Genomic DNA, 16455 nt, shown 5'->3' on the forward strand with positions numbered 1-16455 from the left:
TCGGTATCAAGGGAGAATGCTATGTACTTGACGCCTCAACACATCCTGCTTGCGGGAGCTACCGGTCTCACTGGCGAACACTTGCTGGATCGCCTGCTCAATGAACCCACCATCAGCCGCGTATTGGCACCGACGCGTCGGCCAGTGCCCGAGCATTCACACCTGGAAAACCCGGTCGGCGATCTGAGCGGGCTGTTGCCTGGCTTGAGTGGCCAGGTCGATATCGCGTTCTGCTGCCTGGGTACGACGATCAAACAGGCAGGGTCACAGGAAGCATTCAAAGCGGTTGATCTGGATCTGGTCGTGGCGTTCGCCAAGCGCGCGCGAGAGCTCGGCGCGCGGCATTTGCTGGTTATCAGTGCCATCAATGCTGATCCGAAATCCAGCGTGTTCTACACCCGAATCAAAGGTGAGATGGAACAGGCGCTCATCGCTCAGGACTGGCCACAACTGACCATCGCCCGCCCTTCCCTGCTGGTGGGCAACCGCAGCGACCAGCGTCTGGCGGAACAACTTGCAGCGCCGCTGGCCAAGTTGATCCCCGGCAAATACGGCGCGATTGAAGCGTGCACGTTGGGCAGAGCGCTGTGGCGCCTGGCGCTTGAAGAGCAATCCGGGGTGCGGATTGTGGAGTCGGATGAATTAAGGCGGTTGGGGAAGTGAAGCCTCGGGAAGTTTCCCGGCGGACATCAATGTGGGAGCGAATTCATTCGCGAATGCGGTATCAGAGGCGATAGATTTGTATCGGCTGTACGGACCTCTTCGCGAATGAATTCGCTCCCACCGGGATCAATGCTTGCAGGCCAACATAGAATCTCCCACAGGGTTAATCCAGCAAGGGCTACAACCCACCACTCGCCTGAAAGCCCACTCCTGCGGCGGTCAATAGAGACAGCGGCAGCAGCAACGTATCGAGCAACGCGCTGGCCGGAAGGTCCAGCCCTGGATAGCTTGGCGCATGCGCACCAAAGCGGTCCATTGCACAGCAGCCACCTTGCATCGCATACAAATCCAGCCGCGTGCCGGCATACACCACTGGCGCGCCGGGCTGTGCTGCATTGAGCGTACGGGCGGTAGCGCAGCCCGTCAGGCTCAACGCCAGCGCGATCAGCAGCAGCTTATTCATCGCCGCCCATATGGTGCTCACCCCAGCGTGGCAGCATGTCTTGCGGAATGTTGAGCAGGTTGAGAATCCGCGCCACAACGAAGTCCACCAGATCATCAATGGTCTGCGGCTGGTGATAAAAGCCCGGCGAAGCAGGCAGAATCACCGCCCCCATGTTCGACAGCTTGAGCATGTTCTCCAGGTGAATGCTGGAAAACGGCGCCTCACGCGGGACCAGAATCAACTGCCGACGCTCCTTGAGGGTCACGTCGGCGGCGCGCTCGATCAGGTTGTTGCAAGCGCCGGTCGCAATGGCCGACAACGAGCCGGTGGAACACGGCACCACCACCATCGCGGCGGGCGAGCCGGAGCCCGAGGCCACCGGCGACATCCAGTCTTCCTTGCCATACACCCGAATCTGCCCGGCGGCAGCGCCGGTGTACTCGGTGAGGAAGGCCTGCATCATCGCCGACTTGGGCGGCAGCGAAACGTCGGTCTCCGTCGCCATCACCAACTGCGCGGCCTTGGAGATCAGGAAGTGCACCTCCCGATCTTCACGCACCAGACAGTCCAGCAGGCGCAAGCCGTACTGCGCGCCGGACGCACCGGTCATCGCCAGGGTAATGCGCTCCGGGCCGCTCATTGCAGCGCCCCGGCGAGTTTGCCGTGCAGGCCGCCGAAGCCGCCGTTGCTCATGATTACCACGTGTGTACCGGGCTGAGCCTGGCTTTTCACACGAGCAATAATGCCCTCAAGAGAATCACAGACCACTGCCGGTACTGAACACTGCGCCGCGGTTGCGCCCAGGTCCCAGCCGAGATTGGCCGGTGCGTACCAGACCACCTGATCAGCCTGCTGCACGCTTTCCGGCAAACCGTCGCGGTGAGCGCCGAGCTTCATGGAGTTGGAGCGCGGCTCAATGATCGCGATCAAGGGAGCATCACCGACTTTCTTGCGCAAGCCGTCCAAAGTGGTGGCGATGGCGGTCGGATGGTGAGCGAAGTCGTCGTAGATGGTGACGCCGTGCACTTCTGCAACTTTCTCCATGCGACGTTTGACGCTTTTGAATGCACTCAAGGCTTCGACGCCCAGCGCAGGTACGACGCCAACATGGCGTGCAGCTGCAAGCGTAGCCAAGGCATTCGCAACGTTGTGCTGACCGGTCATGTCCCAGTCCACCGTACCCTGCACTTCGCCTTCGAAGATCACTTCAAACTGCGAACCGTCCTCGCGCAACAAACGCGCTTGCCACTGACCGCCCTGGCCGGTGGTTTGCACCGGCGTCCAGCAGCCCATTTGAACCACGCGGGTCAGCGCAGGCTCGGTCGTCGGATGAATGACCAGGCCTTCGCTTGGGATAGTCCGCACCAAATGGTGGAACTGGCGTTCGATAGCAGGCAGATCGGGGAAGATGTCAGCGTGATCGAACTCAAGATTATTGAGGATCGCGGTGCGTGGACGGTAATGAACGAACTTGGAGCGTTTGTCGAAGAAGGCGCTGTCGTACTCGTCGGCTTCGACCACGAAGAACGGCGTGCCGCCCAACCGGGCCGACACCGCGAAGTTCTGCGGTACACCACCAATCAGGAAACCGGGGCTCATGCCCGCATGTTCCAGCACCCAGGCGAGCATGCTGCTGGTGGTGGTCTTGCCGTGGGTGCCCGCAACCGCCAGCACCCAACGGCCTTGCAGCACGTGATCGGCCAGCCATTGTGGGCCGGACACATACGGCAAACCTTTATTGAGCACATATTCGACGGCAGGGTTGCCACGCGACAGCGCGTTGCCAATCACCACCACATCCGGCGCAGGGTCCAGTTGCGCCGGGTCGTAACCCTGCGTCAGCTCGATGCCCTGAGCCTGCAATTGCGTGCTCATCGGCGGATAGACATTGGCGTCGGAACCGGTCACCCGATGTCCCAACTCTTTGGCGAGCACCGCCAGAGAACCCATGAACGTGCCGCAAATACCAAGGATATGAATATGCATGACCACCTCTTAAAACATCCGCGCAGGTTAGCTCACAGAGGGTGAAATGGCACTTAGTATCAACACCCGGTAGGAGCGCGCTTGCCCGCGACAGCATTGTGTCGGCCTACACACATGTCGAAGTCGAAATTGCATCGCGGGCAAGCGCGGTCCTACAAAAGCGTATTTGCGCCCTTTGCTCTACGCTTGAACAACCGCACGATTCAGAGCTACTGTCTTGTCAGCTCTCCCAACAACAAAAAATCAGGAGAAATCACCATGCGTTACGCACATCCCGGCACTGAAGGCGCTCTGGTCAACTTCAAGGAGCGCTACGGTAACTATATTGGCGGCGAGTTCGTTGCGCCGGTCAAAGGTCAATATTTCACCAATACCTCGCCGATTACCGGCAAGCCCATCGCTGATTTCCCGCGCTCTACGGCCGAAGACATCGACAAAGCCCTGGACGCTGCTCATGCCGCCGCCGACGCCTGGGGATCGACCTCTGTTCAGGCGCGCTCACTGACCCTGCTGAAAATCGCCGACCGTATCGAGCAGAATCTCGAAATCCTGGCGATCACTGAAACCTGGGACAACGGCAAGGCCATCCGCGAAACCCTGAATGCCGACATCCCGCTGGCAGTCGATCACTTCCGTTATTTCGCAGGCGTACTACGCGCTCAGGAAGGCACCGCAGCCGAGATTGACGGCAATACTGTGGCTTATCACATTCATGAACCGCTGGGCGTAGTCGGGCAGATCATCCCCTGGAACTTCCCGATCCTGATGGCCGCCTGGAAGCTCGCTCCAGCCTTGGCAGCCGGTAACTGCGTCGTCCTCAAACCGGCCGAACAAACCCCGCTGGGTATCAGCGTGCTGGTTGAACTGATCGGCGACCTGCTGCCGCCCGGCGTACTCAACATCGTGCAGGGTTATGGCCGTGAAGCGGGCGAAGCCCTGGCCAGCAGCAAGCGCATCGCCAAGATCGCCTTCACCGGCTCGACCCCGGTGGGCTCGCACATCATGAAGCTGGCGGCGGATAACATTATTCCGTCCACCGTCGAGCTGGGCGGCAAGTCGCCGAACATCTTCTTCGAAGACATCATGAACGCCGAGCCCGAGTTCATCGAAAAAGCCGCTGAAGGCGTGGTGCTGGCGTTCTTCAATCAGGGCGAAGTTTGCACCTGCCCTTCCCGCGCGCTGGTACAGGAGTCGATCTACCCGCAGTTCATGGAAGTGGTGATGAAGAAGGTCCTGAAGATCAAGCGCGGAGACCCGCTGGACACCGATACCATGGTCGGTGCGCAAGCTTCGCAGCAGCAGTTCGACAAAATCCTCTCTTATCTGGAAATCGCCCAGGGCGAAGGTGCCGAGCTGCTGACGGGTGGCAAAGTGGAGAAACTGGAAGGCGATCTGGCAACCGGTTACTACATCCAGCCGACGCTGCTCAAAGGCAACAACAAGATGCGCGTCTTTCAGGAGGAAATCTTCGGTCCGGTGGTCAGCGTGACTACCTTCAAGGATGAAGCCGAAGCAGTGGCCATCGCCAACGACACCGAGTTCGGCCTGGGTGCGGGCCTGTGGACCCGGGACATCAACCGCGCATACCGCGTGGGCCGTGCGATCAAGGCCGGTCGTGTGTGGACCAACTGCTATCACCTGTATCCAGCGCACGCGGCGTTCGGTGGCTATAAAAAGTCCGGTGTTGGCCGCGAAACCCACAAAGTCGCGCTTGAGCATTACCAACAGACCAAAAACCTGCTGGTGAGCTACGACACGAATCCGCTGGGCTTTTTCTAAGACGGGTTGATTGACTGCCAATGGCCTCTTCGGAGGCCATTGGTGTTTTTGGAGCCACCCCCAATCCATGTGGGAGCTGAGCTTGCTCGCGATAAGGCTGGATGCGATCTGAAGTGAACCGTGTCCAGCCTTATCGCGAGCAAGCTCAGCTCCCACAGGAAGGATTGCATTCCAGTTCACAGAGAGCTTAACGCCCCAAAACAGTTCACAAAACGCCGCCACCCACTGCATTCACGACACGCCGCCCCCGGTAATTGGCACCTTGGCCCGTGATGGAGTATTAATTGCTTACTTTGCTGCCTTCGCCCCGTATTTGAACCGGGGCGTCATGGAGATTCTGTATGGCAAGCTTTTCCCACTCCGTCGGCGCACAGACGTATCGCTTTGATAGCCTCAAAGACGTTATGGCCAAGGCCAGTCCAGCGCGCTCCGGGGATTTTCTGGCGGGCGTAGCGGCGTTGAATGATGGCGAGCGAGTTGCCGCGCAAATGGCGCTGGCGAACATTCCCCTCAAGCACTTCCTCGAAGAAGCGCTGATCCCGTATGAACAGGACGAAGTCACCCGACTGATCATCGACACTCATGACACACTGGCTTTCGCCCCCGTCAGCCATCTGACCGTCGGCGGTTTCCGTGACTGGCTGCTCAGCGACAAAGCCGACGAAACCAGCCTGCGCGCCCTCGCCCCCGGTCTGACACCGGAAATGGCCGCTGCTGTGTCGAAGATCATGCGCGTTCAGGACCTGGTACTGGTGGCGCAGAAGATTCGTGTGGTCACAAAGTTTCGCGGCACCCTGGGCCTGCGCGGTCGCTTATCAACCCGCCTGCAACCCAACCACCCTACCGATGAGCCTTCCGGTATCGCCGCGAGCATTCTCGACGGTCTGCTATACGGCAACGGCGACGCCATGATCGGCATCAACCCGGCGACTGACAGCACCTCATCCATCGTCGCTCTGCTGGAGATGCTCGACGCAATTATCCAGCGCTATGAAATCCCGACTCAGGCTTGTGTACTGACACACGTCACCACTTCGATTGAAGTCATCAATCGTGGCGTACCGGTGGACCTGGTCTTCCAGTCGATTACCGGCACCGAAGCGGCCAACTCCAGTTTCGGCATCAACCTCAATCTGTTGCAGGAAGGTTATGAAGCGGGGTTGAGCCTCAATCGCGGCACGCTGGGCCAGAACCTGATGTATTTCGAGACAGGTCAGGGCAGCGCACTGTCGGCCAACGCTCATCACGGCCTCGATCAACAAACCTGCGAAACCCGCGCCTACGCCGTAGCCCGGCACTTCAACCCGTTTCTGGTCAACACTGTGGTCGGTTTCATTGGCCCGGAATACCTCTACAACGGCAAACAGATCATCCGCGCCGGGCTTGAAGATCACTTCTGCGGCAAGCTGCTGGGCGTGCCCATGGGGTGCGACATTTGTTACACCAACCACGCCGAAGCAGATCAGGACGACATGGATACCCTGCTGACGCTGTTGGGGGTAGCGGGCATCAATTTCATCATGGGCATCCCCGGCTCTGACGACATCATGCTCAACTACCAGACCACCTCGTTCCACGACGCACTCTACGCCCGGCAAACACTGGGCCTGCGTGCTGCGCCGGAATACGAAGCCTGGCTGGAAAAAATGGGCATCTTCACCCAGGCCGATGGCCGCATACGCTTCGGTGACAGCCTGCCGCCGGCCTTTCGCAACGCCTTGGCGCATCTGGCATGAGTGACGAGTTGATGGACGATCTCCCTGAAAGCAGACCCGACAGCACGCCAAACCCGTGGCTGGAACTGCGCCGCCTCACCCCCGCGCGAATCGCCCTGGGTCGCACCGGCACCAGCCTGCCCACCAGTGCGCAACTGGATTTCCAGTTTGCCCACGCGCAGGCTCGGGATGCCGTGCATTTGCCGTTCGATCACGCAGCGCTCAGCGAACAACTGACCGCCAAAAACCGCGAGACCCTGCATTTACACAGCGCCGCGACCGACCGGGACAGCTATCTGCAACGCCCGGACAAAGGCCGTCGTCTGGACGAGGCTTCCGCGCAAACCCTTCGCGATTACGCAGCAGCACATCCCGGCGGGATTGATGTGGCTGTAGTGGTCGCCGATGGTTTGTCTGCATTGGCCGTGCATCGCCATACCGTGCCGTTTCTGGCGCGCATGGAAGAACTGGCCAGCGCCGAAGGCTGGACGCTTTCACCGGTGATTCTTGTGGAACAAGGCCGGGTCGCGATTGCTGACGAAATCGGCGAATTGCTCGGGGCAAAAATGTCGGTGATCCTGATCGGCGAACGCCCCGGCCTCAGCTCGCCGGACAGTCTGGGCCTTTATTTCACCTACGCCCCCAAAGTCGGTCTCAATGACGCGCACCGCAATTGCATCTCGAATGTACGACTTGAAGGGCTGAGTTACGCAATGGCCGCGCATCGTCTGCTTTACTTGATGCGAGAGGCCTGCACGCGGGGTATATCCGGGGTCAACCTCAAGGACGACGCGCAACTCAACAGCCTGGAATCCGATGAGCCACTGAACACGAAAGGCAACTTTCTACTGGCAGGGCCATCGGACTGAGCATTAGATTGCGCTTTCTAAACTCATTCGGCAGCATCGGGCGGCAAGCCTGTGGAATATTTGTCATCGAGAAGTTGAGGCCCAACCATGCGGATCGTTAAAGCCACACTGGAACACCTGGACCTGCTAGCCCCGCTATTCGTCAAATACCGCGAGTTCTATGGCGAACTGCCGTTTCCGGATTCATCCCGCGCCTTCCTCGAAAAACGCCTGAGCCGGGATGAATCAGTGATCTACCTGGCGCTGGCTGCCGACGATGACAAAAAGCTGCTGGGCTTTTGCCAGCTGTATCCGAGCTATTCTTCGCTGTCGCTGAAACGCGTGTGGATCCTCAACGACATCTATGTCGCCGAAGATGCCCGTCGCCAACTGGTGGCCGACCACCTGATGCGCACCGCAAAGAAAATGGCCAAAGACACCCAAGCCGTCCGCATGCGCGTATCGACCAGCAGCAATAACGAAGTGGCGCAAAAGGTCTACGAATCCATCGGGTTTCGCGAAGACACCCAGTTCAAGAATTACGTCCTGCCGATCAGTGAGGATTGAAACGCCGCAATTCCGTAGGAGCTGCCGAAGGCTGCGAAGCATTTATCCTGACACGCAGCCATCGCAGCCTTCGGCAGCTCCTACAGACTACTTACTCGCCACACGACAGCGCGGGATCTGCATGATTGCCGCGAATACAACTGATCCTGAGAACCCAATCCCCCTCCCCACCCATTCTGCTTCTATAATCCCGCCGCAACCTCCTCAGTAGTTACTTCCGCACGTGACCCGGTCTGGGTCTCCGCTATTGGTGCCATACATGGATTTCAATCCGCTCGACCTGATTCTGCACTTGGATGTGTACCTCGATTTACTCGTAACCAACTACGGCACCTGGGTCTACGCGATCCTGTTTCTGGTGATTTTTTGCGAAACCGGTCTGGTGGTCATGCCGTTCCTGCCGGGTGATTCGTTGCTGTTCATTGCTGGCGCGGTAGCCGCCGGTGGCGCAATGGATCCTGTATTGCTGGCATGCCTGCTGATGGCAGCGGCGATCCTTGGTGACAGCACCAACTACATCATTGGCCGCACCGTAGGGGAAAAACTCTTCCAGAACTCTAACTCGAAGATTTTCCGCCGCGACTATCTGGTCCGTACTCACGAGTTCTACGACCGCCATGGCGGCAAGACCGTCACCCTCGCGCGCTTCCTGCCGATCATTCGCACCTTCGCTCCTTTTGTCGCGGGCGTCGGCAGAATGCATTACCCGCGTTTCCTCGGTTTCAGCATTCTGGGCTCAGTGTTATGGGTCGGCAGCCTGGTCACCCTCGGCTACTTCTTTGGCAACGTACCATTCATCAAGAAGAACCTGTCGGTATTGGTGCTGGCGATCATCGTGATCTCGCTGCTGCCAATGATCATCAGCGTGGTACGCGGTCGCATGACTCGCTCGGCGGACGCCCGCTAAGGGATGTGGTCGTTCAGCCAATGGCGTCGGCAACGCAGGCTAGCCAAGAGCTCCGTTGCCGCCGAGTTGTGGCAGCGGGTGCGTCAGGGTTTGCCAATCCTCGATGGCCTGAGCGCCGAGCAAGACGCCCTGCTGCTTGAAAATAGCGTGCTGTTCCTGCAAGACAAGCACATCACCTGCCTGCCGGGCGTTGAGCTCAGTGACGAACAGCGCCTGCATCTCGCCGCGCAGGCGCAACTGCCATTGCTCAACCTTGGCGACCTGAACTGGTATCAGGGCTTTCACGAACTGGTGATCTACCCCGACGACTTCGTCAGCCCGCAGCGCCATCGCGATCCCAGCGGCATCGAACACGAATGGGACGGCGAGCACAGCGGCGAAGCCTGGCAGCAAGGCCCGGTGATCCTCGCCCTGCCCGGCGTGTTGTCCAGCGGCAACTGGGAGCCGTACAACCTGGTGATCCACGAACTGGCGCACAAACTCGACATGCTCAACGGCGACGCCAACGGCCTGCCGCCGCTGCACGGCGACATGCAGGTCAGCCAGTGGGCCAGTGTCATGCAACACGCCTATGACGACATGAACCGCCAACTCGATGCAGATCCAGACATCGAAACCGCCATTGACCCCTACGCCGCCGAAGACCCGGCGGAGTTTTTCGCCGTGACCAGCGAATACTTCTTCTGCGCACCGGATCTATTGGTTGATGCTTACCCGGCGGTCTACCAGCAGCTCAAAGCCTTCTATCGTCAGGACCCGCTCAGCCGCCTGCAAAACCTGCAGCGTGATGAACCTTCCTACCAGAATCAGGACTAACCCCTGCAGGCTGCCACGCGTGGCAACACCAACAGAATATGCCTATAATCCGGCCCACTTTTTGGCGTAACCAGCCAAAGCCGTCTGGTCAATCAAGGGGGGCAATGCCCAATGAGCTACAGCAAGATTCCGGCCGGTAAAGACCTGCCGAACGACATCTACGTCGCGATCGAAATTCCGGCCAACCACGCGCCGATCAAATACGAAATCGACAAAGATTCCGATTGCCTGTTCGTTGACCGTTTCATGGCGACGCCGATGTTCTACCCGGCCAACTACGGTTTCATCCCGAACACCCTGGCTGACGACGGTGACCCCCTCGACGTGCTGGTTGTAACCCCTTACCCGGTTACCCCAGGTTCGGTTATCCGCGCCCGTCCAGTCGGCATCCTGCACATGACCGACGACGGCGGCGGCGATGCCAAAGTCATCGCAGTCCCACACGACAAGCTGTCCCAGCTGTACGTCGACGTGAAGGAATACACCGACCTGCCTCCACTGCTGCTGGAGCAGATCAAGCACTTCTTCGAGAACTACAAAGATCTCGAGAAAGGCAAATGGGTGAAAATCGAAGGCTGGGGTAACGCAGACGCCGCCCGTGCCGAGATCACCAAATCGGTTGCTGCCTACAAAGGCTGATCGATTGCTGCATCGTCAACGGAGCATCTGCAACAGATGCTCCGTTAACATCCCTCGCAAAACCCTCCGATTCTTTAAAACGCTCCCGGCAAACATTCATGCCGATTGATCGTTCTGCGAAAACAATCATTTTTTTCAGTAAACACCCGCCAAACAAACAACTCCCCCCGTTAAACCCGATAAACAGACCTCCAGGCCTGCCATTGCGCGCTGAACTAAATCCGCACTGTTTACCCGCCACAAACCAATGACAGAAGCGCCCTACAAAACCCGTCAAACCCTGTAATCCCGGGGCTCGCAGGACAATTAGACACACCGCTCATTTGAACACCTCGTTTATTTAAACCCGCTAACGAGCGCCGTAAACTCGGGGTCATGAATACATCAGGTGATCGACTACGCGCCCTCCTGCGGGAGTGCCACCTCTCAGCCACGGACTTCGCCGCCAACCGGAAGGTCACGCCTCAGCATGTGAACAACTGGTTCAAGCGGGGCATCCCCATGGCCCGTCTGGACGAAGTGGCTGAACTGTTAACCGTCAACGCACGGTGGCTGCGCACGGGCGAAGGCCCCAAGCATCCGTGCGACTCGGCCAATGAAAACAATGGCGGCGACAGCGGCGCGTCCCGCCACGCCAACCGCAGCTCGCTGCGCAGCGACGTGGAAGTGCCGGTCTATAAGGAAACCGAATCGGACACCGGCGACACCCTTATCGCTGAAGCCCCCGGCAAGAAAATCCGCCTGCCGCTGCATGTGCTGCAAAGCATGAATATCAACATCGACAACGCCATCTGCGTCGCCATGATCGGCAACAGCATGGCCGACAAGATCCAGGACGGCTCCGTACTCGGCATCGACCGCGGCCTGACCCGAATCATCGACGGCGAAATGTACGCCCTGGAACACGGTGGCATGCTGCGCGTGAAATACCTCTACCGCCTACCCGGCAACGGCCTGCGCCTGCGCAGCCACAACAGCGCCGAATACCCAGACGAACTGTTCTCAGCCGAACAGATCGAGCAGCAAGGCATCCGCGTACTGGGCTGGGTGTTCTGGTGGTCGACGCTGAACACGCGGCGGCATGGGATAGCGTTTCGGTGAGGGTGGTGATCTGTTGGAGCGAGCAGGCGGCAATCCGACTTGCCAGCAAACCTGTGGGAGCTGAGCTTGCTCGCGATAGTAGCGCTGCGGTTTGAAGTCATACCGCGTTATCGTTTATCGCGAGCAAGCTCGGCTCCCACAGAACCGTGACCATCCTGAGATTCCTTTACCTCGCATGCCTGTCGGGATGATTGCATTCTGTGGGCGAGGCTTGGTCTGGGCGGCATTCCGACGATAAGGCTGGACGCTGTCACCTGAAATCCACGGTGCACTTAACCAACCAGCGTCAGGCAAGCGTGATGTCGGACATCCACAATGCCAAGTCAAAGTGTTTCAAGACTGGGCAACAGCCGCGAACATCAGTATCCTCTGCGCCATCCCGGCCCAAAGCACACAACGCTCCGACGCCGACGGTTACGCCCAGACTAGAACCTGGTCAGCGTCACCATCCTAATTAGCGCCACTCGCTGAGCGCACCTGTTAAAGGCGAGCACGGTTTGCCAAAAACAAACCAAGCTCGTCCTTGAGAAGCCGGCCACAAGCCGGCTTTTTAATGCCTCATGAGCGTGCAAAGAAGGCCATTTCAATGAACGCCTTAGCTCAGCCCATACTTCAGCCCATACGCCTCCAACCGCTTGAGCTAATCCAGAAAGGAAGCTACAAGCTGCGTTGAGCAGCCAAGCAATGCTGATTAAATTACGCCCCCTAAGTGACAGACCGCCGGCGATTTGGTAGCGTCGAGCCATTACTAACGGCAATGGTAGCTGGACGCTAGCGCTAAGCAGGACTGCGCAAGCCGAAGGACCAGCTGTTTGCGCCCGGATGCGCTCCGCCAGTACTGTGGTCCAAGTACTTTGCCCAAAAGCACGAGCTCCCCTCTGGTGTATTCAGCGCCGTTCTCATAGGCGACGCTTACAGCTGCACTAGGGCCGAAAATCATGGCGTTCAAAAAACCCCCAACTCAAACACCTGTTCCTGAGAGCCCGGACCGACTGTTTCGTGATCTGCCTCGCCGCAAACATCCAAGCCTATACGACCATCAAGGCCAGATACTTAGAACATATGTTTCGGACGCACTTACTGTTAGCGACGTTGCACTACAGCTACCGACCGGCAGCGGGAAAACGCTAGTCGGGCTCCTGCTCGCTGAATGGCGGCGCCGCAAGTTCAAGGAGAGAGTTGTCTACCTGTGCCCTACTCGACAACTGGTAAACCAGGTTGTCGAGGAGGCGTCAACGAAGTACGGCCTGTCGGTTGAGGCTTTCACAGGACAGGTCAAACGTTACACACCAGATGCCAAAGCAGCCTATCTAAGCGGTCAGCGCATAGCGGTGACTACGTACAACAGCCTCTTCAACGTAAATCCATTTTTTGAAGCGCCAGACATCATCATCATTGATGATGCGCATGCAGCAGAGAACTACATAGCAAGCCAGTGGACGATGCGCATCCAACGCTCTGAAGATGCAACGCTCTTCCAGGCAGTGGTTAGCGTTCTGAGGTGCGTCATTTCTGACCAAAGCTACGCGCGCCTGACCGGCAACTGGAGCAGCGTTGACGACCTAACTTGGGTGGATAAAATTCCCACTCATCAAATAGATGAGATCGCTAGCGAGCTACGCGCAGCAATCTCTGAAAATGTTGGTGACGGCGATCAAAGATACGTGTGGCGAATGCTTGGAGACCGCCTGCAAGGATGCCAACTCTACCTGTCCGCCACAGAAATACTGCTACGCCCCTTGATCCCTCCTACTTGGACGCACAAGCCATTTTCAGACGCAACACAGCGCATTTTCATGTCCGCGACTTTGGGAGCAGGAGGCGATCTAGAACGGCTAACGGGACGCAGTAAAATTAAGCGTTTGCAGATTCCAGACGGCTGGGATCGGCAAGGGATAGGACGTCGGTTCTTCGTTTTTCCGGAGATGTCACTAGACGAGGCTGGCAGCATAAAGCTTCGACATGAACTGATGAAGCGGGCTGGACGTAGCCTAGTTCTAACTCCTAGCGGTGCAAGTGCGGATGATATAGCAGAGGACGTGAAAACAGCGCTTCGCTTCAAGGTGTTTCGTGCGAACGATTTGGAAGATAGCAAGACGGCGTTTACCAACACTAGTCCAGCTGTTGCGGTAGTAGCAAACAGATTTGACGGTATTGACTTCCCAGATGAAGACTGCCGGCTTCTTTTTGTGGAGGGCCTTCCACGCGCTACGAATCTACAAGAACGCTTCCTCATGAATCGAATGGGCGCCAACCTCCTGTTTAACGAGCGCATTCAAACGAGGGTGCTTCAGGCGATTGGACGTTGTACAAGAGGGCTTAACGACTATTCGGCCGTCGTTGTGACCGGAGAAGATCTCCCAGCTTATCTAACGGACCGGAAGCGGCGCAGCTATCTGCATCCAGAACTGCAGGCGGAGCTTGAGTTTGGGATAGAGCAGTCTTCTAGCGTCACAACAGCGGAAATCCTAGAAAATTTCGCAATCTTTCTCGAACATGAGGAAGAATGGGAGGACGCTAACGAAGGCATACTCGAAACGCGCGAGAGCGTGTCTCAGTTAGCGTTTCCAGCTATGGACCAACTGGCTGCCGTCGTTCCAAACGAGATCGCATGGCAAGCCGCGATCTGGAACGAAGATTATGTAAGTGCCTACGAAGCTGCGCGAGAGGTTCTAGGCGGCCTGAATGACACGGGCCTTCGAGGATATCGTGCTCTGTGGCACTATCTTGCAGGCAGCGCTGCCGAGCGCGCCTCATCAGAAGGTGAGCCCGGCTTCGATGGTAATGCTAAACAGCAGTTTAAAAAGGCCAAAGATTCCGCTGCAGGCATCCCGTGGCTCATTTCACTTGCCCGTGGAATCAAAACCGAGCTTTCCGCTGCCGATTCAAACCACGCGGCTGTACAGTTACAAGTCGAGCAATTAGAAGCCCACCTCGCCAAACTTGGAACTCTTCACAACAGGACATTTACTGCCTTTGAGAAGCGAATTAGGGAGGGGTTGCTTGCAGCAGGAACGTTTGAGCAAGCACAAGTACTCTTAGGGCAGCATCTAGGCTTTAACGCAGGGAAGAAAGAAATCGATGCATCTCCAGATCCATGGTGGATTATTGGCGATATCGCTATCGTTTTTGAGGACCATGCAAATGCAAAAGGTGAAGACAGTACCATTGATGCGACCAAGGCTAGGCAGGCAGCCTCGCATCCCGACTGGCTACGAGAGCATGTAGCTGGCGCGGCTACAGCGTCTATATGCTCTGTACTATTAACACCTGCTACAAAAGCTAAACAGGGTGCTATTCCACACCTAGGCCGCGTAGCTCATTGGAGCTTGAACGACTTCCTGGCATGGTCGGAGATGGCTCTTAGCAGTATTCGAGAGCTACGGCGCAACTTCACAGAGCCAGGAGACCTAGCATGGAGAGCTCAAGCCGCTGAAGCCCTCGTTGAGGTTCGAGCTGACGCTCCCGGACTTACAGCGTGGCTCTCTAATCGGCCGGCACGAGAGCATCTGATAGCTGTGCTTTAATCAATTAGCAGTGCCTTCTTAGCGCTACATTGCTTAAGAAGGCACTGAGGTGCGGTTATGTTGACTTCCGGTCAGTTCGATCCAGGCGCCTCAGACGTATAGAAAAAGTTGCTTCCGCTACAGCCGAAAAATAACCATCAGCGTCCATGCGACGCTTCTGACCGTCAATGAGACTCATTAATCGATTGTGAATATCTTGTTCGACGCGTAAGTCGCGACTCGTTTTTCGCATTCGCAAAAAATAGCTATACAGCAGGGATAGTGAGCCGCCCACCACGACCATTCCGAAGGCGGTGCTGGCGACTTTCCAAGAGCTAGAAATTGAGTAATCGCTCCCAGAATAAAATGCAAAATAACCCAATGATATAAGTAGGGCGTAGAGCACAACAACGTTAAGCAGAACTCTCAATCGAGCCCCGTCGAGCCTTTCGACTAGCTCATCAATTGCTTTTGCGGACTGCTCTGCAAGGTCCACAAGCTCATTCAACTCATCGAAAAGCTCAGAAGTTGGCCCCGTATGTTTCATGAGTGGGCCGTCGATATAGCAGCGACGCTCCTAGTGAACTCGAGTAGGATCTTATCTTGCTCCTGGCGCTCAAGCAGGGATCTTCTCACTTCACCATTCCATTCAAAGTCTTTCTCGTAGGCGCATGCTTGAAGGACATATACTCCAATATTCTGAGCCCCAAGATCTCGCTGAAAGTCGGAAAGCATACGGCTGAAGGCACTTGTACCGGCCGGGTGGTAATGCGCCAATGCAGCCTCTCGCTCATCAGCAAAAAGATCGACTTTGTTAACGGCAATCACTACCCACTTAGGCTTAGCGTGTGTTGACCACATTCTTCTAACGTCGGTCAAGAAAACCCTCAGGTCTTCTAATTCCAGCCGCAGATTGCGCTGGCGCAATTTTTCGATGGTCGTTAGTCCGTCAGTATTTATCAGCGCGTTTGCTAAAACCGAGTCGCGAGGAGCTTGATAACCAAAATCCACTAAGTGGATTGCCCCTTCGAGTTGGTCATTGTCCTGAAAGGACTCGATTGCGCCTTTCGATCGATAACCATCTTGACCCGGAAGAACCCTGACTAGCTTTGTCCAGGATCCAGCTGAGACGGCGGCGACTTCAACGTTTAGCGATTCCAAGGGTAGATCGAAGGCAAGCTCACGGGCTCGTCCGTGCATTTGGGCTGTAAGCAGGGTCTTACCCACACCAGCATGGCCAGTTACCACTATTTGGGTTGCACCAAGGTTCAGATAAGCTTTCACATGCGTCCAATATTTCTGGATCGTGTAACGATTGTCGTAGCTTTGCTTGCCTATACGAGCCGCAAGTGAAAGAGCAGTAGTCCATTCCATAAGTGTCTTAGTTTTCCGTGCCTTGGTGGAAGCTGACGTCGCCCCCGAACAGAAGTAAGCGTCTGGTAGTGTGCCTCCTAGGCTATCACGACAGATGGTCCCTCGCATG

15 protein-coding genes are annotated in these 16455 nt (G+C 56.9%); 10 read left to right on the top strand and 5 right to left on the bottom strand.

Annotated elements, in window-relative coordinates; translation table 11 throughout:
* The first annotated feature begins 21 nt into the window (after positions 1-21).
* On the top strand, positions 22-663 hold the full coding sequence (locus K3169_RS26895; protein ID WP_099268213.1) for an oxidoreductase: 642 nt from the start codon (positions 22-24) through the stop codon (positions 661-663).
* A 178-nt stretch (positions 664-841) separates the two neighbouring features.
* Here the strand turns inward: K3169_RS26895 and K3169_RS26900 are convergent, their stop codons facing one another.
* From K3169_RS26900 to mpl, 3 genes are read right to left on the bottom strand one after another with little or no spacing between them, the layout of a single operon-like run.
* Positions 842-1126 (bottom strand): YceK/YidQ family lipoprotein, encoded by a 285-nt coding sequence (locus K3169_RS26900; protein ID WP_027897915.1) that lies wholly within the window; start codon positions 1124-1126, stop codon positions 842-844.
* Complete coding sequence (ubiX, locus tag K3169_RS26905; RefSeq protein WP_027897914.1) at positions 1119-1748, bottom strand: flavin prenyltransferase UbiX; 630 nt, start codon at positions 1746-1748, stop codon at positions 1119-1121. Before ubiX ends, K3169_RS26900 begins: the two co-directional genes overlap by 8 nt.
* Positions 1745-3094, bottom strand: a complete 1350-nt coding sequence (gene mpl, locus K3169_RS26910; protein WP_263268952.1) for a UDP-N-acetylmuramate:L-alanyl-gamma-D-glutamyl-meso-diaminopimelate ligase — start codon at positions 3092-3094, stop codon at positions 1745-1747. Before mpl ends, ubiX begins: the two co-directional genes overlap by 4 nt.
* A gap of 258 nt (positions 3095-3352) precedes the next feature.
* On the opposite strand from mpl, the gene K3169_RS26915 reads away from it, so the two are divergent.
* The 9 genes from K3169_RS26915 (at position 3353) to K3169_RS26955 (ending at position 14993) form a co-directional block, all read left to right on the top strand.
* Positions 3353-4873, top strand: coding sequence for an aldehyde dehydrogenase family protein (locus K3169_RS26915; RefSeq protein WP_099268211.1), 1521 nt, complete (start codon positions 3353-3355; stop codon positions 4871-4873).
* Positions 4874-5214: 341 nt separating this feature from the next.
* Complete coding sequence (locus K3169_RS26920; RefSeq protein ID WP_263268955.1) at positions 5215-6609, top strand: ethanolamine ammonia-lyase subunit EutB; 1395 nt, start codon at positions 5215-5217, stop codon at positions 6607-6609.
* 11 nt (positions 6610-6620) lie between these two features.
* A complete protein-coding gene (eutC, locus tag K3169_RS26925; protein WP_263272362.1) occupies positions 6621-7457 on the top strand; it encodes an ethanolamine ammonia-lyase subunit EutC in 837 nt (278 codons plus the stop codon).
* A gap of 87 nt (positions 7458-7544) precedes the next feature.
* A complete protein-coding gene (locus tag K3169_RS26930; RefSeq protein WP_027898136.1) occupies positions 7545-8003 on the top strand; it encodes a GNAT family N-acetyltransferase in 459 nt (152 codons plus the stop codon).
* A 259-nt stretch (positions 8004-8262) separates the two neighbouring features.
* Positions 8263-8910 (top strand): DedA family protein, encoded by a 648-nt coding sequence (locus K3169_RS26935; RefSeq protein ID WP_231675639.1) that lies wholly within the window; start codon positions 8263-8265, stop codon positions 8908-8910.
* Between the two features lie 3 nt (positions 8911-8913).
* Positions 8914-9726, top strand: coding sequence for a zinc-dependent peptidase (locus tag K3169_RS26940; RefSeq protein WP_263268958.1), 813 nt, complete (start codon positions 8914-8916; stop codon positions 9724-9726).
* 111 nt (positions 9727-9837) lie between these two features.
* Positions 9838-10365, top strand: coding sequence for an inorganic diphosphatase (ppa, locus tag K3169_RS26945; protein WP_003317259.1), 528 nt, complete (start codon positions 9838-9840; stop codon positions 10363-10365).
* 375 nt (positions 10366-10740) lie between these two features.
* Positions 10741-11466, top strand: a complete 726-nt coding sequence (locus K3169_RS26950; protein ID WP_027898626.1) for a helix-turn-helix transcriptional regulator — start codon at positions 10741-10743, stop codon at positions 11464-11466.
* Positions 11467-12404: 938 nt separating this feature from the next.
* On the top strand, positions 12405-14993 hold the full coding sequence (locus K3169_RS26955; RefSeq protein ID WP_263268973.1) for a DEAD/DEAH box helicase: 2589 nt from the start codon (positions 12405-12407) through the stop codon (positions 14991-14993).
* Between the two features lie 55 nt (positions 14994-15048).
* Here the strand turns inward: K3169_RS26955 and K3169_RS26960 are convergent, their stop codons facing one another.
* Positions 15049-15519 (bottom strand): hypothetical protein, encoded by a 471-nt coding sequence (locus K3169_RS26960; RefSeq protein WP_263268975.1) that lies wholly within the window; start codon positions 15517-15519, stop codon positions 15049-15051.
* Positions 15516-16346, bottom strand: coding sequence for a hypothetical protein (locus K3169_RS26965; protein ID WP_263268977.1), 831 nt, complete (start codon positions 16344-16346; stop codon positions 15516-15518). Before K3169_RS26965 ends, K3169_RS26960 begins: the two co-directional genes overlap by 4 nt.
* Positions 16347-16455: the final 109 nt, after the last annotated feature.

Origin of the sequence: Pseudomonas phytophila (assembly GCF_025643095.1) — a bacterium.
GTDB lineage: Bacteria > Pseudomonadota > Gammaproteobacteria > Pseudomonadales > Pseudomonadaceae > Aquipseudomonas > Aquipseudomonas quasicaspiana.